General features: G+C 61.4%; 18 protein-coding genes. 4 read left to right on the top strand and 14 right to left on the bottom strand.

Features of this window, described 5'->3' with window-relative positions; genetic code table 11:
- Positions 1–304: 304 nt before the first annotated feature.
- Positions 305–1,282 (top strand): hypothetical protein, encoded by a 978-nt coding sequence (locus EK369_RS09775; RefSeq protein WP_127113967.1) that lies wholly within the window; start codon positions 305–307, stop codon positions 1,280–1,282.
- Between the two features lie 89 nt (positions 1,283–1,371).
- Here the strand turns inward: EK369_RS09775 and sthA are convergent, their stop codons facing one another.
- From sthA to mbfA, 4 genes are all read right to left on the bottom strand, one after another.
- On the bottom strand, positions 1,372–2,805 hold the full coding sequence (gene sthA / locus EK369_RS09770; RefSeq protein ID WP_127113965.1) for a Si-specific NAD(P)(+) transhydrogenase: 1,434 nt from the start codon (positions 2,803–2,805) through the stop codon (positions 1,372–1,374).
- Positions 2,806–2,809: 4 nt separating this feature from the next.
- Positions 2,810–3,643, bottom strand: a complete 834-nt coding sequence (gene fghA, locus EK369_RS09765) for an S-formylglutathione hydrolase (protein ID WP_127113963.1) — start codon at positions 3,641–3,643, stop codon at positions 2,810–2,812.
- A gap of 84 nt (positions 3,644–3,727) precedes the next feature.
- A complete protein-coding gene (locus EK369_RS09760) occupies positions 3,728–4,657 on the bottom strand; it encodes an AEC family transporter (protein ID WP_127113962.1) in 930 nt (309 codons plus the stop codon).
- Positions 4,658–4,842: 185 nt separating this feature from the next.
- Complete coding sequence (mbfA, locus tag EK369_RS09755; RefSeq protein ID WP_127113960.1) at positions 4,843–5,817, bottom strand: iron exporter MbfA; 975 nt, start codon at positions 5,815–5,817, stop codon at positions 4,843–4,845.
- 122 nt (positions 5,818–5,939) lie between these two features.
- Between mbfA and EK369_RS09750 the strand changes: the two genes are divergently transcribed.
- Positions 5,940–6,575, top strand: a complete 636-nt coding sequence (locus EK369_RS09750) for a TetR/AcrR family transcriptional regulator (RefSeq protein WP_127113958.1) — start codon at positions 5,940–5,942, stop codon at positions 6,573–6,575.
- Here EK369_RS09750 and EK369_RS09745 read toward each other — a convergent pair.
- Positions 6,572–7,024 carry a MarR family winged helix-turn-helix transcriptional regulator gene (locus tag EK369_RS09745; RefSeq protein ID WP_127113956.1) on the bottom strand — a complete coding sequence of 151 codons (453 nt, stop codon included), beginning with the start codon at positions 7,022–7,024 and terminating at the stop codon, positions 6,572–6,574. The two genes, EK369_RS09750 and EK369_RS09745, sit on opposite strands and share 4 nt — an antisense overlap.
- 113 nt (positions 7,025–7,137) lie before the next feature.
- Between EK369_RS09745 and EK369_RS09740 the strand changes: the two genes are divergently transcribed.
- Both EK369_RS09740 and EK369_RS09735 read left to right on the top strand, forming a co-directional pair.
- On the top strand, positions 7,138–7,458 hold the full coding sequence (locus tag EK369_RS09740; RefSeq protein ID WP_127113954.1) for a DnaJ family domain-containing protein: 321 nt from the start codon (positions 7,138–7,140) through the stop codon (positions 7,456–7,458).
- 12 nt (positions 7,459–7,470) lie between these two features.
- Entirely contained in the window at positions 7,471–7,842 is a 372-nt protein-coding gene (locus EK369_RS09735; RefSeq protein WP_127113952.1) for a GFA family protein, read from the top strand.
- A 13-nt stretch (positions 7,843–7,855) separates the two neighbouring features.
- Here EK369_RS09735 and EK369_RS09730 read toward each other — a convergent pair whose 3' ends face one another.
- The 9 genes from EK369_RS09730 to EK369_RS09690 form a co-directional block, all read right to left on the bottom strand.
- Entirely contained in the window at positions 7,856–8,695 is an 840-nt protein-coding gene (locus EK369_RS09730; RefSeq protein ID WP_235871381.1) for a DUF2189 domain-containing protein, read from the bottom strand.
- Between the two features lie 140 nt (positions 8,696–8,835).
- The gene (locus EK369_RS09725) at positions 8,836–9,372 is read right to left on the bottom strand and encodes a hypothetical protein (protein WP_127113950.1); all 537 of its coding nucleotides are present in this window, start codon (positions 9,370–9,372) and stop codon (positions 8,836–8,838) included.
- Between the two features lie 109 nt (positions 9,373–9,481).
- Positions 9,482–10,714, bottom strand: a complete 1,233-nt coding sequence (locus EK369_RS09720) for a DUF3179 domain-containing (seleno)protein (protein WP_127113949.1) — start codon at positions 10,712–10,714, stop codon at positions 9,482–9,484.
- A 223-nt stretch (positions 10,715–10,937) separates the two neighbouring features.
- Positions 10,938–11,744: a glutathione S-transferase family protein gene (locus EK369_RS09715; RefSeq protein ID WP_206198064.1), complete on the bottom strand. Its 807-nt coding sequence runs from the start codon at positions 11,742–11,744 to the stop codon at positions 10,938–10,940.
- Between the two features lie 49 nt (positions 11,745–11,793).
- Complete coding sequence (locus EK369_RS09710) at positions 11,794–12,483, bottom strand: ABC transporter ATP-binding protein (protein ID WP_127113947.1); 690 nt, start codon at positions 12,481–12,483, stop codon at positions 11,794–11,796.
- Positions 12,480–13,235: an ABC transporter ATP-binding protein gene (locus EK369_RS09705; RefSeq protein WP_127113945.1), complete on the bottom strand. Its 756-nt coding sequence runs from the start codon at positions 13,233–13,235 to the stop codon at positions 12,480–12,482. The genes EK369_RS09710 and EK369_RS09705 overlap by 4 nt, the downstream gene beginning before the upstream one ends.
- Positions 13,228–14,211: a branched-chain amino acid ABC transporter permease gene (locus EK369_RS09700; RefSeq protein WP_127113944.1), complete on the bottom strand. Its 984-nt coding sequence runs from the start codon at positions 14,209–14,211 to the stop codon at positions 13,228–13,230. The genes EK369_RS09705 and EK369_RS09700 overlap by 8 nt, the downstream gene beginning before the upstream one ends.
- Position 14,212: 1 nt before the next feature.
- Positions 14,213–15,133 carry a branched-chain amino acid ABC transporter permease gene (locus EK369_RS09695; protein ID WP_127113942.1) on the bottom strand — a complete coding sequence of 307 codons (921 nt, stop codon included), beginning with the start codon at positions 15,131–15,133 and terminating at the stop codon, positions 14,213–14,215.
- A 61-nt stretch (positions 15,134–15,194) separates the two neighbouring features.
- Positions 15,195–16,331 (bottom strand): ABC transporter substrate-binding protein, encoded by a 1,137-nt coding sequence (locus EK369_RS09690; protein WP_127113940.1) that lies wholly within the window; start codon positions 16,329–16,331, stop codon positions 15,195–15,197.
- Positions 16,332–16,398: the final 67 nt, after the last annotated feature.

The following is a 16,398-nucleotide window of genomic DNA, read 5'->3' as shown; positions in this document are numbered from 1 at the left end:
AGGCGGTCACCCCAAGGGGGGCCGATAGGACAATTGCCCGTTGCCTCTGGCGCTCCGGGCCTTTGGCAAGCCCCGTGGCGCGGATGTTACGGGGCAGGCATCGGCGTCGATAGAGAGCTTGGTCAAAGGGCGAGATTTGACAGGGTTTGGGGGGGTGTCGGGAAGGGGGGGATGTGTTTGAAGGAGCCGTTGCGGAAGCTGTTCAGCGAGCTCAAAAAACTCCAGTTCGTTGATTTTTCAACCTTAGGTGGATATAATGCAATCCAAAGTAGACAATTCTTATTTGCGATATTGGAGTTTGACGATGTTAAAGAAGTTGTTTTTTGTACTCTTCCTTATTCCCTCAGGCGCTGTTGCACAAGACTGCGACATTACGAGGTTTAAGAAACAGATCGACTTTAACTTGACCGCGGAGAACTACCTTCATTACACTTCGGTCTTCCAGAGTAGACAGCTTCGAGACAGCCGGGATTCCGGAAAAATCAGAATTGATGCATTTGTCGAAGGATTGCCAGTCGGTATTGGCGGATCGAAGGACTCATACGACACGTCGCAAAGTGAGCTGTTTCATACAGTCAACTTTCGCCAAAACCGAAAAACTTCCGTGGCCTTTGTAGGCAACATGTTGAATGACAAAGGGCTGTCGGCATATCTGGCGTGTCTGCAGAACCACCAGGAGGGCATATCAGCCTCGGTCGTTCGGGCAAACGGCAACCACGTTACTGTCTTGTACAGTTACAAAAAGGGACATGGAGATCCAAACAATGCGTCTCTGGACATCGAATTGAGAGGTGTTGTTGGAAACCCGGAAACCAAAATAGCCATCAATGATGTGAACGCGACGCTGGTTGAGTATAATCGCAAAAAAAACTCAGAGTTTCGAGTTGGCTTGTTAAGTGGTAGCGCATCGTTGGTGGGAAACCGAGCACTGCTCGTGGACCGTCAGTACCGGCTCCCGAAGGGCGGACAACTGCTGTTGGTTCAGGCTTGGGCAGACTCAAATTCGTATGAGACCGCGCCAACACCGAGCCACGAATACCGCAGTGAGGTCATGTTCATAAAGCCTTCGGACAATCTGATAAAAGAGTACAACCACGGCGGACCCGCTTTCATGTACGTGAAGGTAGAAGATGACTTGAGCTACTGGACGCGCATAAACTGGCGGGGCGCCTTGAAAGGCAGAGGTCATGAAACTACGCTAGGTCGCTCCACAGCAATCATGGAGAACTGCGACACACCACAGGTCTGCAACTATCGCATCAGCGCCATGAAACTACCTTAAGAAACAACTGAACCACGCGCGGGCTCAAGGCTGAGAGCCTGCGAGCAATCGCCGGACTGCCCACGCAGTCTGGCGGTCGCGCGGCCGCCTCACCCCTTCTTCGCGGTCTTCTTCACCTTGTACTCGTCCGGGATGGGCATGCGATTAAACGCGTCGAGGCCTGCAATGCGGTAGGCCTCGGCCAAGGTGGGATAGTTGAAGGTGTTCTCGACAAAGTAATCCACGGTGCCTTTGAGGTTCAGCACGGCCTGGGCGATGTGGATCAGTTCGGTTGCGCCTTCGCCGACGATCTGCACGCCAAGCAGGCGGCGGGTCTTGAGGCTGACGAGCATTTTCAGCATGCCGTGGTGCAGGCCCATGATGTGCCCGCGCGAGGTTTCACGGAAGCGGGCGATGCCGACTTCATAGGGGATTTCGCGGTCTTTGATCTCTTCCTCGGACATGCCGCAGGTCGAGATTTCCGGCACGGAGTAGATGCCATAGGGGAACCACGGGCTTTCCGGCAGGGTCGGCGTTTCGAGCGCGTGGCAGGCGGCGACGCGGCCCTGTTGCAGGCCCGTTGAGGCCAGCGAGGGGTGGCCGATCACGTCACCGGCGGCGTAGATATGCGGCACCTTGGTCTGGTAGCTTTTGCGGTCAACCTCGATGCGGCCACGGTGGTCGGTTTCAAGCCCCACCTTGTCGAGGCCGAGGCCCGAGGTGGCGCCCATGCGGCCAGCGGCAAAGAGCAGCATTTCGGCACGCACGTGGCGGCCGTTTTCAAGGCTGACTTCGACGTAGTCCCCGGCGTCTTCGACTTTTTCGATGGCCGACCCAAGGCGCAGACTCATGCCGTTGTCGCGCACCTGATGGGTGAACTCGGCAACCGTGTAGCTGTCGATGAAATCGAGGAAGGTTTCGCGGGGTTCGATCAGGGTGACGGTGACGTCCAGCGCGTTGAACATCGAGGCGTATTCGACGCCGATCACGCCTGCGCCCACCACGATCAGCGACCGCGGGATGCGGGCCAGTTCGAGGAATTCGTCACTGTCGACAATCGTCGAGCCGTTGAAGGGCAGGTAATCTGGGCGGTAGGTGATGGTGCCGGTGGAGATCAGGAACTTGTCGCCGGTGAGTTCGACGGTTTTGCCCGCCTCGCGGGTGACCTTGATGGTGTTGGGGCCGGTGAACACGGCGCGGCCCATCATGGTGTCGACGTGGTTGCGGTTGAACTGGTGCTCCAGCGCGTCGACCTCGTGATCCAGCGTCATGTGCAGGCGGGCCTTGAGATCCTCGGCGCTGATCTCTTCCTTGGCGCGGTAGCCACGACCATAAAACGACCGCTCGCGCCAGCCCGAGAGGTTCAGCACGGTTTCGCGCAGGGTCTTGGACGGGATGGTGCCGGTGTGCACCGACACCCCGCCGAGGCGTTCGTTGGCATCCACCACAAGCACGCGGCGCTTGAGTTTACCCGCCTGGATGGCGGCGGCGCGGCCTGCGGGGCCGGAGCCGATGATGATCAGGTCATAGTCGTGTTTGGGCATGAGATCAGTCTGCGTAAAGCGCCTCGGCGTGGAAGGTCACGTGGTCTTCCATGAAGGTGGAGACAAAGAAATAGCTGTGGTCATAGCCGGGCTGCATGCGGTGGATCATCTGCTGGCGGCGGGTGGCGGCAGCCGCGGCGAGGGTTTCGGGGCGCAAAAGGTCGAGGAACTGGTCGTCGGCGCCCTGATCGATCAGGATCGGGCCGTCAAAGCCACGTTCCGCCATCTGCACCGAGGCATCATGCGCGGCCCATTGGCCGGTGTCGTCGCCCAGATAGGCCTGCAGCTGTTTGCGGCCCCAGTCAGCGCCGGTCGGATTGCAGATCGGCGCAAAGGCCGAGACCGAGCGATACCGTCCGGGATGCGCCATGGCGAGCGTCAGGGCACCATGGCCACCCATGGAGTGGCCGCTGATCGACTGGCGGGTCATGTCGAGGGGGAACTCTTCCTGCACCAGCGAGGGCAGGTCTTCGGCGATATAGTCCCACATGCGATAGTGCGGCGCCCAGGGTTTTTCCGTGGCGCTGACATAGAAACCTGCGCCCTTTCCCAGATCATAGGCGTCGTCGTCGGCGACATCGTCGCCGCGGGGGCTGGTGTCGGGAAAGATCAGCGCGATGCCCTGTTCGGCGGCCCAGGTTTGGGCGCCTGCCTTGACCATGGCGTTTTCGTGGGTGCAGGTGAGACCGGAGAGGTACCAGAGCACGGGGACCGGGCCGTCCCGGGCCTCTTCCGGGAGAAACAGGCCAAAGGTCATCTCGCAGCGCGTGGTGTGCGAGCGATGTCCATAGACGCCTTGCACGCCGCCGAATGCCTTGTTTTCAGAAATGATTTCCATGGTGTCCTCCCGGATTTGTCCGCTTGACCATGGCTAACGCAGTTTGCCGGGGGGTCACAAGCGAAACCGCGACGGTTGGGTGCGTTAAAGCGCCGTAACCCAGGCGATCACCACCGGCACGGTGAGAACGCTGATCGCGGTGGAGAACAGGATCGAGGCCGACACCAGGTGCGGGGCCACGCCGTAGTGCTGGGCGAGGATATAGACATTGCCGGCCACCGGCAGCGCGGCGGCGGCGATGATGACGCTGGCGGAATAGGTGTCGACCGGAAACAGCCAGAGTGCGGCGATGGCGACAAACAGCGGGTGCAGCACCAGTTTGCAGAACGACAGCCAGCCGGCGATATGCACCCGCTCGGCGGACTTGGACGCCAGTGAAGCGCCGATGGCAAACAGCGCGCCGGGCGTGGCGGCGCCGCCGAGGATGGCGAGGAATTCGTTCATGGGCACGGGGATCGGGATTTCAAACGCCGACCAGATCAGGCCTGCGGTGATGGCGACAATCATCGGGTTCCTGACCAGGCCAACCCCGACGGTGCGCAACAACCCAAGGCTCATCCGGCCATCCCGCGACCCGGTGATCAGGATCACGATCAGGCTGGAAAACACGATCAGGTCCACCGCCAGCACCAGCATGATCGGGCCAATCGCCTCGGCCCCCATCAGGAGCGTCAGCATCGGCACCCCGAGAAAGCCGGTGTTGCCGATCGCCGCGCATTGCGATTCCACGGCCACGGTGGGCACGTCGAGCCTGCGCAGGAAGCCCACGGCCGAAGCGATGCCATAGGCCGCCGCCGTGCCCCAGAGATAGGCGCCAACCAAGGGCCAATCGAGCACCTCGGAGAGCGACAGGTTGGCGGCGAATCGGAACAGCATCGCCGAGAGGGCAAAGTAGAAGACGAACTTGGTCAGATAGGCGGTGGCCTCTTCGCTGAAAAACCGCGTGCGCCCGGCCCAGTAGCCGACCCCGATCAGGGCGAAAAAAGGCAGGGTTTTGAGGAAGATCGCCAACATGGGGATTGTGTTAACAGGTTCACCGCTTGGGTCAACGGTTTCGCAAGCAATCCTATGGCGTGCCCGCAAGCGGGCACAACAGGTTTTGCGCCCATGGCGCGGGTGAAGGGGCGCTGCCCCTCTTGGCCCTAAAGGTCCAATTCACCCCGGGATATTTTTGGCCAAAAGAAGCCGGGGCGCAGGCGCTAACCTGACCCGATCAGCACGCCCGCGGCGAAGACCAGGGCACCGCCGAGCACGACCTGAAAGGCGGCGCGGAAGAACGGAGTTTCCATGAAGCGGTTCTGGATCCAGGCGATGGCCCAAAGTTCGATGAAGACCACGAGGATGGCGATGGTGGTGGCGGTCCAGAAATCAGTGATGAGGTAGGGCAGCGCGTGGCCAAGACCTCCGACCGTGGTCATGATGCCCGAGGCAAAGCCGCGTTTGACCGGCGAGCCGCGCCCCGAGAGTTCGCCATCGTCCGAGGCGGCCTCGGTAAAGCCCATGGAGATGCCTGCGCCCACGGAGGCGGCGAGGCCCACGAGGAAGGTGGTCCAGGTGTCCTGGGTGGCAAAGGCCGTGGCAAAGATCGGCGCGAGGGTCGAGACCGAGCCGTCCATCAGCCCGGCGAGTCCCGGCTGCACCCAGGTCAGGATGAACTGGCGGCGGGCCTTGTCGTCTTCGCTGTCGCGGGTTGTGTCGTCGAGGTGGGTGTCTTCGAGCGACTGGGCCGCGGCCTGGTGGCCGGCCTCGGCGGCGGCGAGGTCCCCCAGCAGTTTGCGGGTGGCGGCGTCGGTCGAGCGGGCGGCGGCGGCAAGGTAGAAGCGTTCGGCGTCGCGCTCCATGGCGGCGGCCTCGGAGCGGATGCGGTCAATGCCGAGGTTCTGCACCAGCCAGACCGGGCGGCGGGCGTAGAACCCGGCGACATGTTCGCGCCGGATCAGCGGGATGGTCGCGCCAAAGCGGTCCTCGTGCAGGCCAATCAGGCGGCGGCGGTGGTCATCCTCTTCCTCGGCCATGCCTTCGAACACCCTGGCCGTGGCCGGAAACTCGGCGCGCATCTGTTCGGCGTAGTTGCGGTAGATGCGGGCGTCATCCTCTTCCGAGGAAATCGCCAGCGCAATCAGCTCTTGTTCGCTGAGATCGCGAAAGTGGCGGCGGTAAGGGAAGAAACGCATGGGTGGCCTCTGGTTAGAATGATTCTAAGGTATCATCTGGTGATCTGACCACAAGAGGCTTTCGTGTTGGCGAAAATGAACTGAACGGTTTATATTCCGGAATCAGGCTATGTGAGACACGCATGAATATTGAACGGCCCATCAACCGCAAGGGGCGCAAGTACGCGCAGGTTCTGGACGGCGCGCAAGAGGTGTTTCTGCGTGACGGGTTCGAGGGCGCCAGCGTGGACGAGATCGCGCGGGCGTCGGGCGTGTCGAAGGCGACGCTGTACAGCTATTTCCCGGATAAGCGCGAGATGTTCATGGATATGGCGCGCAATCAATGTGAGCGCCATGCCGACAGCATGTTGCAGGAGATTGAGCAGGACGCCTCGGCGGAACACGTGCTGGAGATGGTGGCACGCGGCGTTCTGAAGCTGATCCTGTCCGAGTTCGGGCTGAAGATTTTCCGCATCTGCGTGGCAGAAGCCGACCGATTTCCCGAGTTGGGACAGCACTTTTACGAGACCGGCCCGGCCATGGGGCGGCGGCATCTGGCCGAGTTCCTGCGATGCGCCTGTCTCAGGGGAGAGTTGGAGATTGACGATCCCGAGATGGCCGCCGCGCAGTTTCAGGAGCTGGTTAAGTCTGACCTGTACATGCGGTTCGTCTTTGGGGTGGAGACGGATATTGCCCAGGACGAGATCGACCGGGTGGTGAGCGAGGCCGTAAAGACCTTTATGGCGCGCTATGGCAGCGGCGCAGGCGCGCGCGCCTAGTCGTTGCGCGAAAACGCGTCGTTCAGGGCCTGTTGGATGCGCAGGTAGGCGTCGATTTCGGCTTTGGAAAAAGCTTTGGCAAACTCAGTGAACCGGGCGACTTCGCGGTGTCGGATCGTGGTGATCGTTGCGTGGCTGGTGGCGGTGAGGCGGTAGAATACAGAGCGGCGGTGGCGGGGGTTGTCGCGGGTTTCCACCATGCCCGAGCGCAGCAGCTGTTTGAGCTCGCGGGCGACAAACTGGCGTTTCATATCCAGCAGGGCGGTGAGTTCGGGGGCGGTGGCCTGATCGGCGTGCAAAAGCGCTTCGAGAATGGCGCGTTGTCCGACGGTGACCCCGGTGCCTGCGAGGTCAGCATCAACCCGCGCGGTGATGTTGCGCAGGAGCGGGCGGGTCAGTTGCACGCCGCGATAGAGTTTGTCGGCAGGGGTGAGGTCTGGGTCTGACATGGGGTCCTTGGGCGTGGTTTGCGGCAGGATGGGGGGTGCCGGGCATTTTGTCAACTGAATTGACATATTGTGCCATCGCTGATAGGCACGAGGCCGCATAAAGGAGATGGATCATGACGTGGCGCGATCTGGCAGAGCACCAGATTCAGAAGGCCAGGGCCGAAGGGCAATTGGACGATCTGAAGGGTCAGGGCAAGCCGTTGCGCCCGCGTCCGGGGGGTGACATCGTCTCGGTCGGGATGGGGATCATGGCGGATGCCGGCGTGGTGCCGCGCGAAATTCAGTTGAAGAAGGCGCTGGAGGCCAAGCAGGCCGAGGTGAAGGCCGAGGCTGACCCGGCCGCGAAAAAGGCGATTATGCGCGAGATGGCGGATCTGCAGATGCGCCTGGCCATCGAACAGGAAGCGCGGCGCAAATTCTATCGGACCAGTTGAGGGGGATGTGACATGCAGGAGGTTGCAGGAGGATGCCTGTGTGGCAAGGTGCGGGTCACGGCAAGGGGTGCGCCGGATCGGGTTGGCCTGTGCCATTGTCTGAACTGCCGCAAGCACCATGGCGCGGTGTTCTATGCGGCGGCGATTTTCCCACGGTCGGCGGTTTCGCTGGAGGGGGACACATCGAGCTATGAAGGGCGGCATTTCTGCCCGACTTGCGGGTCGTCGGTGTTTGCTGTGACGGGTGACGAGATTGAGCTGCATCTGGGCGCATTGGATGCGCCAGACCAGTTTCAGCCCGAGTATGAGCTGTGGGCCAAGCGTCGTGAAGCGTGGCTGCCTGCCTTTGACGGGGTTCAGTCCTTTGCGCGGGATCGGGATTGAAAGATCGGGGCAGCTACCCCTCTGCGTGGGTCACGGCCCGCTGGTAGAGGTGCCATGTGGTGTGGCCCAGAATCGGCAGGGTAAAAATCAGGCCCAGAAACGCGGGCACCATCGACACCAGCACGGTGACCGAGATGATCGCCGCCCAGCCCAGCATGACCACCGGGTTTTCCTTGACCACCTGAATGGATGTCAGCATGGCGGAGACAAAATTGGTCTCGCGGTCCAGCAGCATCGGCATGGCGACAACGGTCACCGCGAACAGGACAGCTGAGAGCAGCGCCCCTGCGCAGGTGCCGATTGCCAGAAAGGTCCAGCCCTCGGGCGTGAAAAAGACGGCGTTCAGAAATCCGTCAAAATCCGAGAATGAGGCGTTTTGCAGGGTGATCACCAACCACAGGCGGATCTGGTACATCCACACCCAGAAAATGAACAGGGTGACAAAGGCCATCCAGCCCATCTCGCGTTTGCGTTGATTGGCCATGACGGTGAGGATGTCGGACCAGCCAAAGGGTTCATCCTTTTGCATGCGGCGGGACATTTCGTAAAGCCCGGCGGCGGCAAAGGGCGCGACAAGCGGAAAGCCGACAACGGCGGGGATGATCATCCAGATCTTGCCCAGCCAGACGAGGCTCCAGACCAGAAGAATGCCGAACACCGCGTAGAACAGGCCGAAAAAGCCGCTCATCACGGGGCGGGCGAGAAAGTCGGCAAACCCGGCTTTCAGGGACGCGGTGATGTCGGCGGTGGTGACCCTGTTGACCGATGGCATGGCCGGTTGCGGCGGTGTCAGATTGTCCGGTGATGCGGACCCGTGGCTGTTGGACGTCATGGCGTACTCCTCCCGGAGCATGACGCCGCGCTGACCGCATTGGTTGCGAAGTCAACACTCAAACGGACATCCCTGCCCCACCTGCAAGTGTGCCTTAGCTGCGGCAACGGGGCAAGGGGCGTGGCGGATGGGCTAACGAGGCAGGGCAAGCCCTTGGACTGTCAGAAGCTGTCCATGCAGATGCGGGCGCGTTCGATGGCGTTGCGCGGTGTCTTGAGGCTGACAGTGACGGTGTTGGGCGTATCCTGAAAGGCAACGAATTCGCGGGCTTCTTCGAGATCGGTGATGAAGCGCGGGTTGTTGACGACGATGTAGGCGCCGGTGAACCCGCCCGACAGCGACTGTGACACGGTGGTTGCATTGCCGACATAGAGGTTGCCGTTCAGGACAATGGCGACTTCGCGCTCGCCCTCGGGAAACTCGACATCCTTGAGGAAGGCCCCGAGATACCCGGCGTCCTGGGCCTTGGTCAGACCGGCCTGAACGGCGCTGGTCTCGCCGCGCCACTCGATAAAGCAGGACTGCCGCGTGGTGTTCTTGAAGACCGTCCACCACTTGGCGCTCCAGTAGGTCTCAATGGTGTCGCCTGCGGTCGGCAGAATGCTTTCGTCGGCGGCATGAGACACCGAGGCCGCGCAGATCATGGCGGCTGCCGCTGCACCGGAAAGAAGCGTTCGAACGGATTTCAGGGTGGTCATGGCTTAGGGTCCTCTGTCTGTGCGTTGCGGGCCGATCTGAGTGAGTGCGCCCGCCTTGGGGGATGGTAGGAGATGATCCGGGTCTGGTCTATCGCGGTGCTACGGGCGGTTATGCGGCCTGTCCCTTGGCAACCTCCCCTGCCCGGTTGATGTCGGTGGTTGGAAAGAACTCGACCCAGACGTGCCAGAAGAGACCCGCGCGCAGGCTTTCGACGCGGGTCAGCGGACCCTGATCGCTGTTGCCCCAGAAGTCGCAGGTGGTCACCGGCGCACCGCTGTCGTTGTACCAGACCCCGAGGCTTTCGAACTTGGGGTCATAGCTGACCACCACGGCGCGCCCACCGACGGTGGCGTTCACGAGGTTGTCGTGCTCGATCACGAAGTCATCGGTCCAGCAGACCGCATCAGTGCCGACGGTCACCCCCCAGACATAGGTCTTGTTGGGCAGGCGGTCATCAAAGTGGGTCATGTTGTCCATCACCGGCGCGGCCTCTTGGTGCTGACGTTCGATGCCCCAGCCAAAGGTGATGCCCATCACCATGTCAAACAGCCGCAAGAGGGGGTTCCTGGGCGGCATGTTGATGAACACTTCGCCTGTCGGATAGGCCTTTTGGAAGGCGCGGAAGGACATGCGGAAGGTGGGCCAGGGTTTCATGGCCGCCTCGGGGCGCAGGGGGCAGACGGCCCCATCGCTAGAGGTGTCGGCATCCTTGTCCTTGAACCCATAGATGTGCTGGATCGACTCGCCCGTATTGTTGTCGCGCAGGATCAGGTTATTGCCGTGCTGGGCCATGACCTCGAGGTTCAGCTTTGCGCCCTCGATGCTGGGCGTATAGCCAACGCCAAGGTTGGCCATGGCGCAATAGGTCATGATGACGTCTTCGCCGCCAAGCCCCTGATCGTTGCCGGCCAGGTGCGGGCGCATCATCTGGGCGTCCGAATGCGCGCGGGCGTGGCCGTCGTTGACCACCACCATGACGCTGGCCGAGGGGTTGATATGGTCGCGCGCGACCTCGATCGGGTAATACTGTGCCCGGTCCTTTTGGTTGCGCAGGCCGACATGCACCCAGACCCACGTAAAGGCAAAGAAAAAGGCAGTCAGGACCAGCGCCACCCAGTAGAGCAGACCAAAGCCACCCCCCATGACGTAACCCACCGTCATGGCAAGCGTGGCGGCAAGGCCGAGGCCGATCAGCTTGTACTCGTGTTTGATGAAACGGACGGTGTTCTCGCGTTTGACCTTGAGCAGCATCTGCGAGATGTCGCCAAGATCGCGGAAATAGACAAAGCCGATGCCACAGGACACCAGGAGACCGACATAAAACAAGAGGTTGCCGAGCATGGGGTGGGCCTTTCAATAGAAGCGTTCAAATGGGGCCGGGTTGGGCAGGTCCACTATGGCAGAGCGTTCGGGGGACACAAAGCATTTCGCGGGGTCCTGCGCGCCGGGTCTGCAGGAAACATGGGTCCGGCCCCGCGGTTTGGCTTGTGATTGCGGGTCAGAATGCTAACAGGCGTGGAAAATCTGGCCGAACTTCGTATTCGAGGGGTGTTTGCCCCGAAGGTCAGAGCCGCAGCACGCTTTCCAGCCAGCGATCATACATCATGTCGCGATGCGCCAGCAAACCCCCGGCGGCCTTGAGCGTTGCGGCATCGACGTCGGAAAAGGCCGCGCGGGTGGCGGGACGCATGGCGCAGACCTCTTCCGGCAGGGGCTGAAGCAATCCGGCAAAGGTGGCCGCATAGATGTCCACAGCAGTCATGCCGCAGTCAAAGAAATAGTCCGAGCCCTTGGCCTGTTGTGCTGTCAGACGCGCGGCAAACATGCGCAGCAGCGCTATGACACGGTCATATGAGGCCGCACCGACCTGTTCGGTGTAGCCATACTTCTGCGCCAGGTATTGCGCGACAGGCTCGACAAACCCGCCCTGCCCTTTGAGCCCGATGTGCGTGAGCCACAGGCGGCGGGACCAACCAAGACCGCCCTGGCCGCAAAACTCATGTGCCAGACCAAGGGCAAGTGCGCGCTCTGCCGGATCGCCGGGCAAGAGACTCCGCTCGGGAGCCAGCCGCTCGGCAAGGAAAAGAATGTCGGACCAGCCCGACCGGGCGGGTTCATTTTCGTAGACCACCGAGGGGGCTGATTGGCTTTGGGACCATTTTGCCAGCTCTCGGTTTGCCGGATCATGTCGAACCGCGGACCAATCAAGGCCCTTGACGTGAAAAATCCCCTTGGCGGCTTCGCCCCAGGGGCTGGGCACGTCGCCGACGACGGTCATGCGCAGGCCACCTTGGGTGACAGCTTGTTCAAAGGGGATGTAGTTCCATGTCATGGCCGGATCTTTCAGTTTTTCGCGAAGGGTTATGGGCATGGTCAGGGCCTACGCACCATGTCGGCAAGGAGCGCTTTAAGCAAGGCCGTCAAACCCCGAGGTAGGTGTCGGTCACATCAGGGGTCAGATCGGTGAAATCGCCGTGCCAGACCGACACACCTTTTTCGAGGATCACGGCGGTGTCGGCGACGGTGCCGAGTTCCTTGATGGATTTGTCGATCACCAGAATGGCCATGCCGGTTTCCGCCTTGAGCCGGGCGATGGCGGCCCAGATTTCCTGACGCACCACGGGGGCGAGGCCCTCGGTGGCTTCGTCCAGGATCAAGAGGCGCGGGTTGGTCATAAGGGCGCGGCCGATGGCGAGCATCTGTTGTTCACCGCCCGAGAGCGACGCGGCAAGCTGGTCGCGGCGTTCTTCCAGCCGGGGGAACAGGCGGGCGACGGCGGCAAAGTTCCACTGTCCCGGTCGTGCGGCGGCGATGAGGTTTTCATAAACCGTGAGGTTGGAGAAACAGCGGCGGCCCTCGGGCACGAGGCCAATGCCGGATTTGGCGGCCTGATAGGATTTGAGCCGCGCGATGTCGCGGCCATCAAACATGATAGACCCGCCGCGGTTTTTCATCATGCGGCAGATGACTTTTACGGTGGTGGATTTGCCCATGCCGTTGCGCCCCATCAGCGCCAGCACCTGCCCCGGTTCCAGTGAGAGATGCACATCGAACAGCGCCTGAGAGGGGCCGTAAAAGGCGGAGACGTGGGAGAGTTTCAAGAGGCTCATGCGGCGTCCTCCTCGCCCAGATAGGCCGTTCTGACGACAGGGTTGCCCCGGATGTCGTCGACGCAGCCGGTGGCGATGATCTCGCCGTAGACCAGCACGCTGATCCGGTCGGCCAGCGCAAAGACAGCGTCCATGTCGTGTTCGACCAACAGGATCGGGGCGCGTTGGCGCAAGCCGTCGAGAAAGCCCATCAGGCGCTGGGTGCCTTCGGCGCCGAGACCCGCCATGGGTTCGTCCATCAGGAACGCCTTGGGCTCCAGCGTTAGGGCGACGGCGACCTCAAGCTGGCGGCGCTGGCCGTGGGAAAGCTCGGAGGTGCGGAAGCTGTGGAAGTCTTCCAGGCCCACCTGTTCCAGCGCGGTGTGAGCCTGTTCCAGCAGTTGTTTGTCCTTCATCACGGGGCGGAAGAAGCGGAAGACATCGCCGCGACGGCCCAGCGCGCCGAGGACGACGTTTTGCAGGACGGTGAACTCCATCGCCAGCGACGAAATCTGAAAAGTGCGCCCCATGCCAAGTTGCGCGCGGGCGGCGGTGCTGAGGGGGGTGACGTCCTGTCCGGCGAAATGCACCGTGCCGCTGTCGGGGGTGAGACCGCCTGCGACCTGCTTGATCAGCGTCGACTTGCCCGCGCCGTTGGGGCCGATCAGGGCATGGATTTCGCCGGGGTGCAGGTCGAGGGTGATGTTGTTGCTGGCCTTGAGCGCGCCAAAGCTTTTCGAGATGCCGCGAATGTCGAGGATCGGATCAGTCATGGGCCACCTCCCGTCCCGCAAAAAGGCCAAAGAGGCCACCGCGCGCAAAGAGCACCACGCCGAGAAGGATGGCGCCAAGGTAGATGTGCCAGAACTCGGACAGGCCGCCAAGTTGGTGTTCCAAGAGGATGAAGAGCGCGGCACCGGCGACGGGACCAAAGACGCGCCCTACCCCGCCGAGGATCACAAAGATCATGATCTCGCCCGAGGTCTGCCACGAGAACATGGTGGGGCTGACAAAGCGGTTGAGGTCGGCGAACAGCGCGCCTGCGAGGCCGGTGATGGCGCCGGAAATGACGTAAGCGGTGAGATAGAGGCGGTAGGGTCCCTGCCCCACGGCCTGAATACGGTCTTCGTTCTGGCGCGCAGCACTGAGGGCGAGGCCAAAGGGTGAGTGCGCGGCGCGGTAGACGAAGAACAGAACGAGCAGCAGGATCACGTAGCAGATGGCGTAGAACTGGATCGGGTCCATGGTGTTGAGACCCGGAAAATCGTTGCGGATGTAGATCGAGAGGCCATCCTCGCCGCCATAGGTCGGCCATGAGATGGTGAAGAAAAAGAACATCTGCGCAAAGGCCAGGGTGATCATGATGAAATAGACGCCCGAGGTGCGCAAGCTGAGTGCACCGAGGCCGACGGCGACAAGGGCCGAGGTGATGATTGCCGTGAGCCAGATCACCGGCATGGACTTGGTGCCTTCGATCACGAAAGGGAACTCCATCAGCGGCGTATAGGTCTGGGCGTGATAGGCGAGGATGCCCATGGCATATCCGCCGATGCCGAAGAACGCGGCGTGGCCAAAGCTGACGAGGCCACCAAAGCCCAAGGCAAAGTTGAGACCGACACCGGCGATGGCAAAGATCACGGCGCGGGTGGTGAGGGTGATGATAAAGGGCTCATCCGCCGATTGCGCCCAGAGCGGGATCACCAAGAGGATCAGCAGAAGAGCGGCGTTGAGATAGGTTTCGCGTTTCATGTCAGTGTCCTCCGCCAAACAGGCCGGATGGTTTGAACAACAGGACCCCTGCCATGAGGATGTAGATCGACATGGACGACAGCGACGAGCCGACCGATGTGGCCGCTGATGGCTCCATGAACAGGCCGAAGACTTGCGGCAGGAGCAAGCGGCCCAGCGTGTCGGTGAGGCCGACGAGGATTGCGCCGACGAGCGCGCCCTTGATCGAGCCGATGCCGCCGATCACGATCACCACGAAGGCGAGGATCAGAACGGGTTCACCCATGCCGACCTGAACCGATTGGATGGCGCCGATCAGGGCACCGGCAAAGCCAGCCAGTGCGGCGCCGAGGGCAAAGACCAGCGTGTAGAGGCGGGAAATGTTAACGCCGAGCGCGCCAATCATCTCGCGGTCGTTTTCACCGGCGCGGATCTGGATGCCGATGCGTGTGCGGGCGATCATCCAGAACAGACCCGCCGCCACGACGAGGCCGATCCCGATGATGGTCAGGCGATAGAGCGAATATTCGATACCAAAGGGCAGCATGACGGTGCCTGAGAGCCATGCGGGTTTATCAAGGAACAGCGGGAACGAGCCAAAGACCCAGCGCGTGCCTTCGGAAAAGATCAGGATCAGCGCAAAGGTCGCCAGCACCTGATCGAGGTGGTCGCGGTCATAAAGCCGCCGGATCACGGTCATCTCGACAATGACTCCGGCAAGGGCCGCCGCGATCAGGCTGCCAATCAGGGCAAGGATGAACGAGCCTGTAGCCGCTGCAACCGCCGCCGCCGCAAAGGCACCGACCATGTAGAGCGAACCATGGGCGAGGTTGATCAGGCCCATGACACCAAAGATCAGGGTCAGACCTGCGGCCATGAGGAAGAGCATGACGCCGAATTGTAGCCCGTTCAGCGTCTGCTCGATCAGCAGAAGAGTAGACATGATATCCCACCGTTCCCGTTACACCCGCCCCGGCAAATACCGGGACGGGCGCGGGGTTTGGTTACATCTTGCAGTCAGCCGCGTAGGCGTCTGCGTGATCTTTCAGGCCAACGGCCACGATCTTGTTGGTAAAGACGTCACCTTCCTGGATGACTTCACGCACATAGATCGTCTGGATCGGATGGTGGTTGGGACCGAATTTGAAATCCCCGCGCACAGAGTCGAACTTGGCGGCTTCCAGTGCGGCGCGGAAGGCGTCCTGATCGTTGACGTCTGCCGCATCCATGGCGGACATCAACAGGTTCGCGGTGTCAAAACCCTGGCTGGCATAGAGCGACGGCAGGCGGCCATACTCGGACTGGAACGACGCCACAAAGGCCTCATTCGCGGCATTGCCGAGGTCCTTGGACCATTGCGAGGTGTTCTTCACGCCAAGTGCAGCGGCGCCAACGGCTTGCAGGATGCCCTGGTCAAAGCTGAAGGCCGGGCCCACGACGGGCAGGTCCACGCCACTGTCGGCATATTGCTTGAGGAAGGAAATCCCCATGCCGCCGGGCAGGAAGAAGAACACACTGTCAGCGTCCGACGCGCGGATTTGCGCGATCTCGGCGGCATAGTCGGTCTGGCCGAGCTTGGTATAGACCTCGCCTGCCAGCTCACCCTTGAAGAAACGCTTAAAGCCGGTCAGCGCGTCTTTGCCTGCGGGGTAGTTCGGGGCAAGGATGAACGCTTTTTTGTGGCCCGCATCCGAGGCGTAACCGCCAGCGGCTTCGTGCAGGTTGTCGTTCTGCCATGCGACGTTGAAGTAGTTCGGATGACAGCCTTTGCCCGCAAGCGGGGACGGTCCGGCGTTGGGCGAGAGATAGAATTTGCCCTGTGCGGTCGCCGCAGGCACCACGGCCATGGCGAGGTTCGACCAGATGATGCCGGTCAGCACGTCGACCTTTTCGGACTGGATCATCTTGTCGGCCAGCTGCACGGCGATGTCAGGCTTGCGTTGATCGTCTTCGATCACGACCTCGAGGTCGCTGCGGCCTGCCTGTTTCACGGCCAGCATAAAGCCGTCGCGTACGTCGATGCCAAGACCTGCACCACCGCCGGACAGCGTGGTGATCATGCCGACCTTGACGCCTTCGGCTTGCGCCGCAGCCGCTGCCAGCCCCATCGAGGCCGCAAGTATAAGTTGCTTGAGTTTCATTGGTTTTCCTCCCGTTCGACCAATTTTCTTTTATGGGCCATATCGATACATGTTTTTATTGCCTTGT

Origin of the sequence: Shimia sediminis (assembly GCF_003990645.1) — a bacterium.
GTDB lineage: Bacteria > Pseudomonadota > Alphaproteobacteria > Rhodobacterales > Rhodobacteraceae > Shimia > Shimia sediminis.
The sequence above is the reverse complement of the archived record's forward strand: the minus strand, read 5'-3'. Positions and strand labels throughout refer to the sequence as shown.

What these genes read in the sequence shown, in the direction of transcription:
- EK369_RS09745 (WP_127113956.1), bottom strand. Translation starts at nt 7,024, where the DNA reads ATGTCAGACCCAGACCTCACCCCTGCCGACAAACTCTATCGCGGCGTG.
- EK369_RS09750 (WP_127113958.1), top strand. Translation starts at nt 5,940, where the DNA reads ATGAATATTGAACGGCCCATCAACCGCAAGGGGCGCAAGTACGCGCAG.
- EK369_RS09695 (WP_127113942.1), bottom strand. Translation starts at nt 15,133, where the DNA reads ATGTCTACTCTTCTGCTGATCGAGCAGACGCTGAACGGGCTACAATTC.
- EK369_RS09705 (WP_127113945.1), bottom strand. Translation starts at nt 13,235, where the DNA reads ATGACTGATCCGATCCTCGACATTCGCGGCATCTCGAAAAGCTTTGGC.
- EK369_RS09720 (WP_127113949.1), bottom strand. Translation starts at nt 10,714, where the DNA reads ATGCTCGGCAACCTCTTGTTTTATGTCGGTCTCCTGGTGTCCTGTGGC.
- EK369_RS09775 (WP_127113967.1), top strand. Translation starts at nt 305, where the DNA reads ATGTTAAAGAAGTTGTTTTTTGTACTCTTCCTTATTCCCTCAGGCGCT.
- EK369_RS09735 (WP_127113952.1), top strand. Translation starts at nt 7,471, where the DNA reads ATGCAGGAGGTTGCAGGAGGATGCCTGTGTGGCAAGGTGCGGGTCACG.
- EK369_RS09710 (WP_127113947.1), bottom strand. Translation starts at nt 12,483, where the DNA reads ATGAGCCTCTTGAAACTCTCCCACGTCTCCGCCTTTTACGGCCCCTCT.
- mbfA (WP_127113960.1), bottom strand. Translation starts at nt 5,817, where the DNA reads ATGCGTTTCTTCCCTTACCGCCGCCACTTTCGCGATCTCAGCGAACAA.
- EK369_RS09690 (WP_127113940.1), bottom strand. Translation starts at nt 16,331, where the DNA reads ATGAAACTCAAGCAACTTATACTTGCGGCCTCGATGGGGCTGGCAGCG.
- EK369_RS09700 (WP_127113944.1), bottom strand. Translation starts at nt 14,211, where the DNA reads ATGAAACGCGAAACCTATCTCAACGCCGCTCTTCTGCTGATCCTCTTG.
- EK369_RS09715 (WP_206198064.1), bottom strand. Translation starts at nt 11,744, where the DNA reads ATGCCCATAACCCTTCGCGAAAAACTGAAAGATCCGGCCATGACATGG.
- EK369_RS09740 (WP_127113954.1), top strand. Translation starts at nt 7,138, where the DNA reads ATGACGTGGCGCGATCTGGCAGAGCACCAGATTCAGAAGGCCAGGGCC.
- sthA (WP_127113965.1), bottom strand. Translation starts at nt 2,805, where the DNA reads ATGCCCAAACACGACTATGACCTGATCATCATCGGCTCCGGCCCCGCA.
- EK369_RS09730 (WP_235871381.1), bottom strand. Translation starts at nt 8,695, where the DNA reads ATGCTCCGGGAGGAGTACGCCATGACGTCCAACAGCCACGGGTCCGCA.
- fghA (WP_127113963.1), bottom strand. Translation starts at nt 3,643, where the DNA reads ATGGAAATCATTTCTGAAAACAAGGCATTCGGCGGCGTGCAAGGCGTC.
- EK369_RS09725 (WP_127113950.1), bottom strand. Translation starts at nt 9,372, where the DNA reads ATGACCACCCTGAAATCCGTTCGAACGCTTCTTTCCGGTGCAGCGGCA.
- EK369_RS09760 (WP_127113962.1), bottom strand. Translation starts at nt 4,657, where the DNA reads ATGTTGGCGATCTTCCTCAAAACCCTGCCTTTTTTCGCCCTGATCGGG.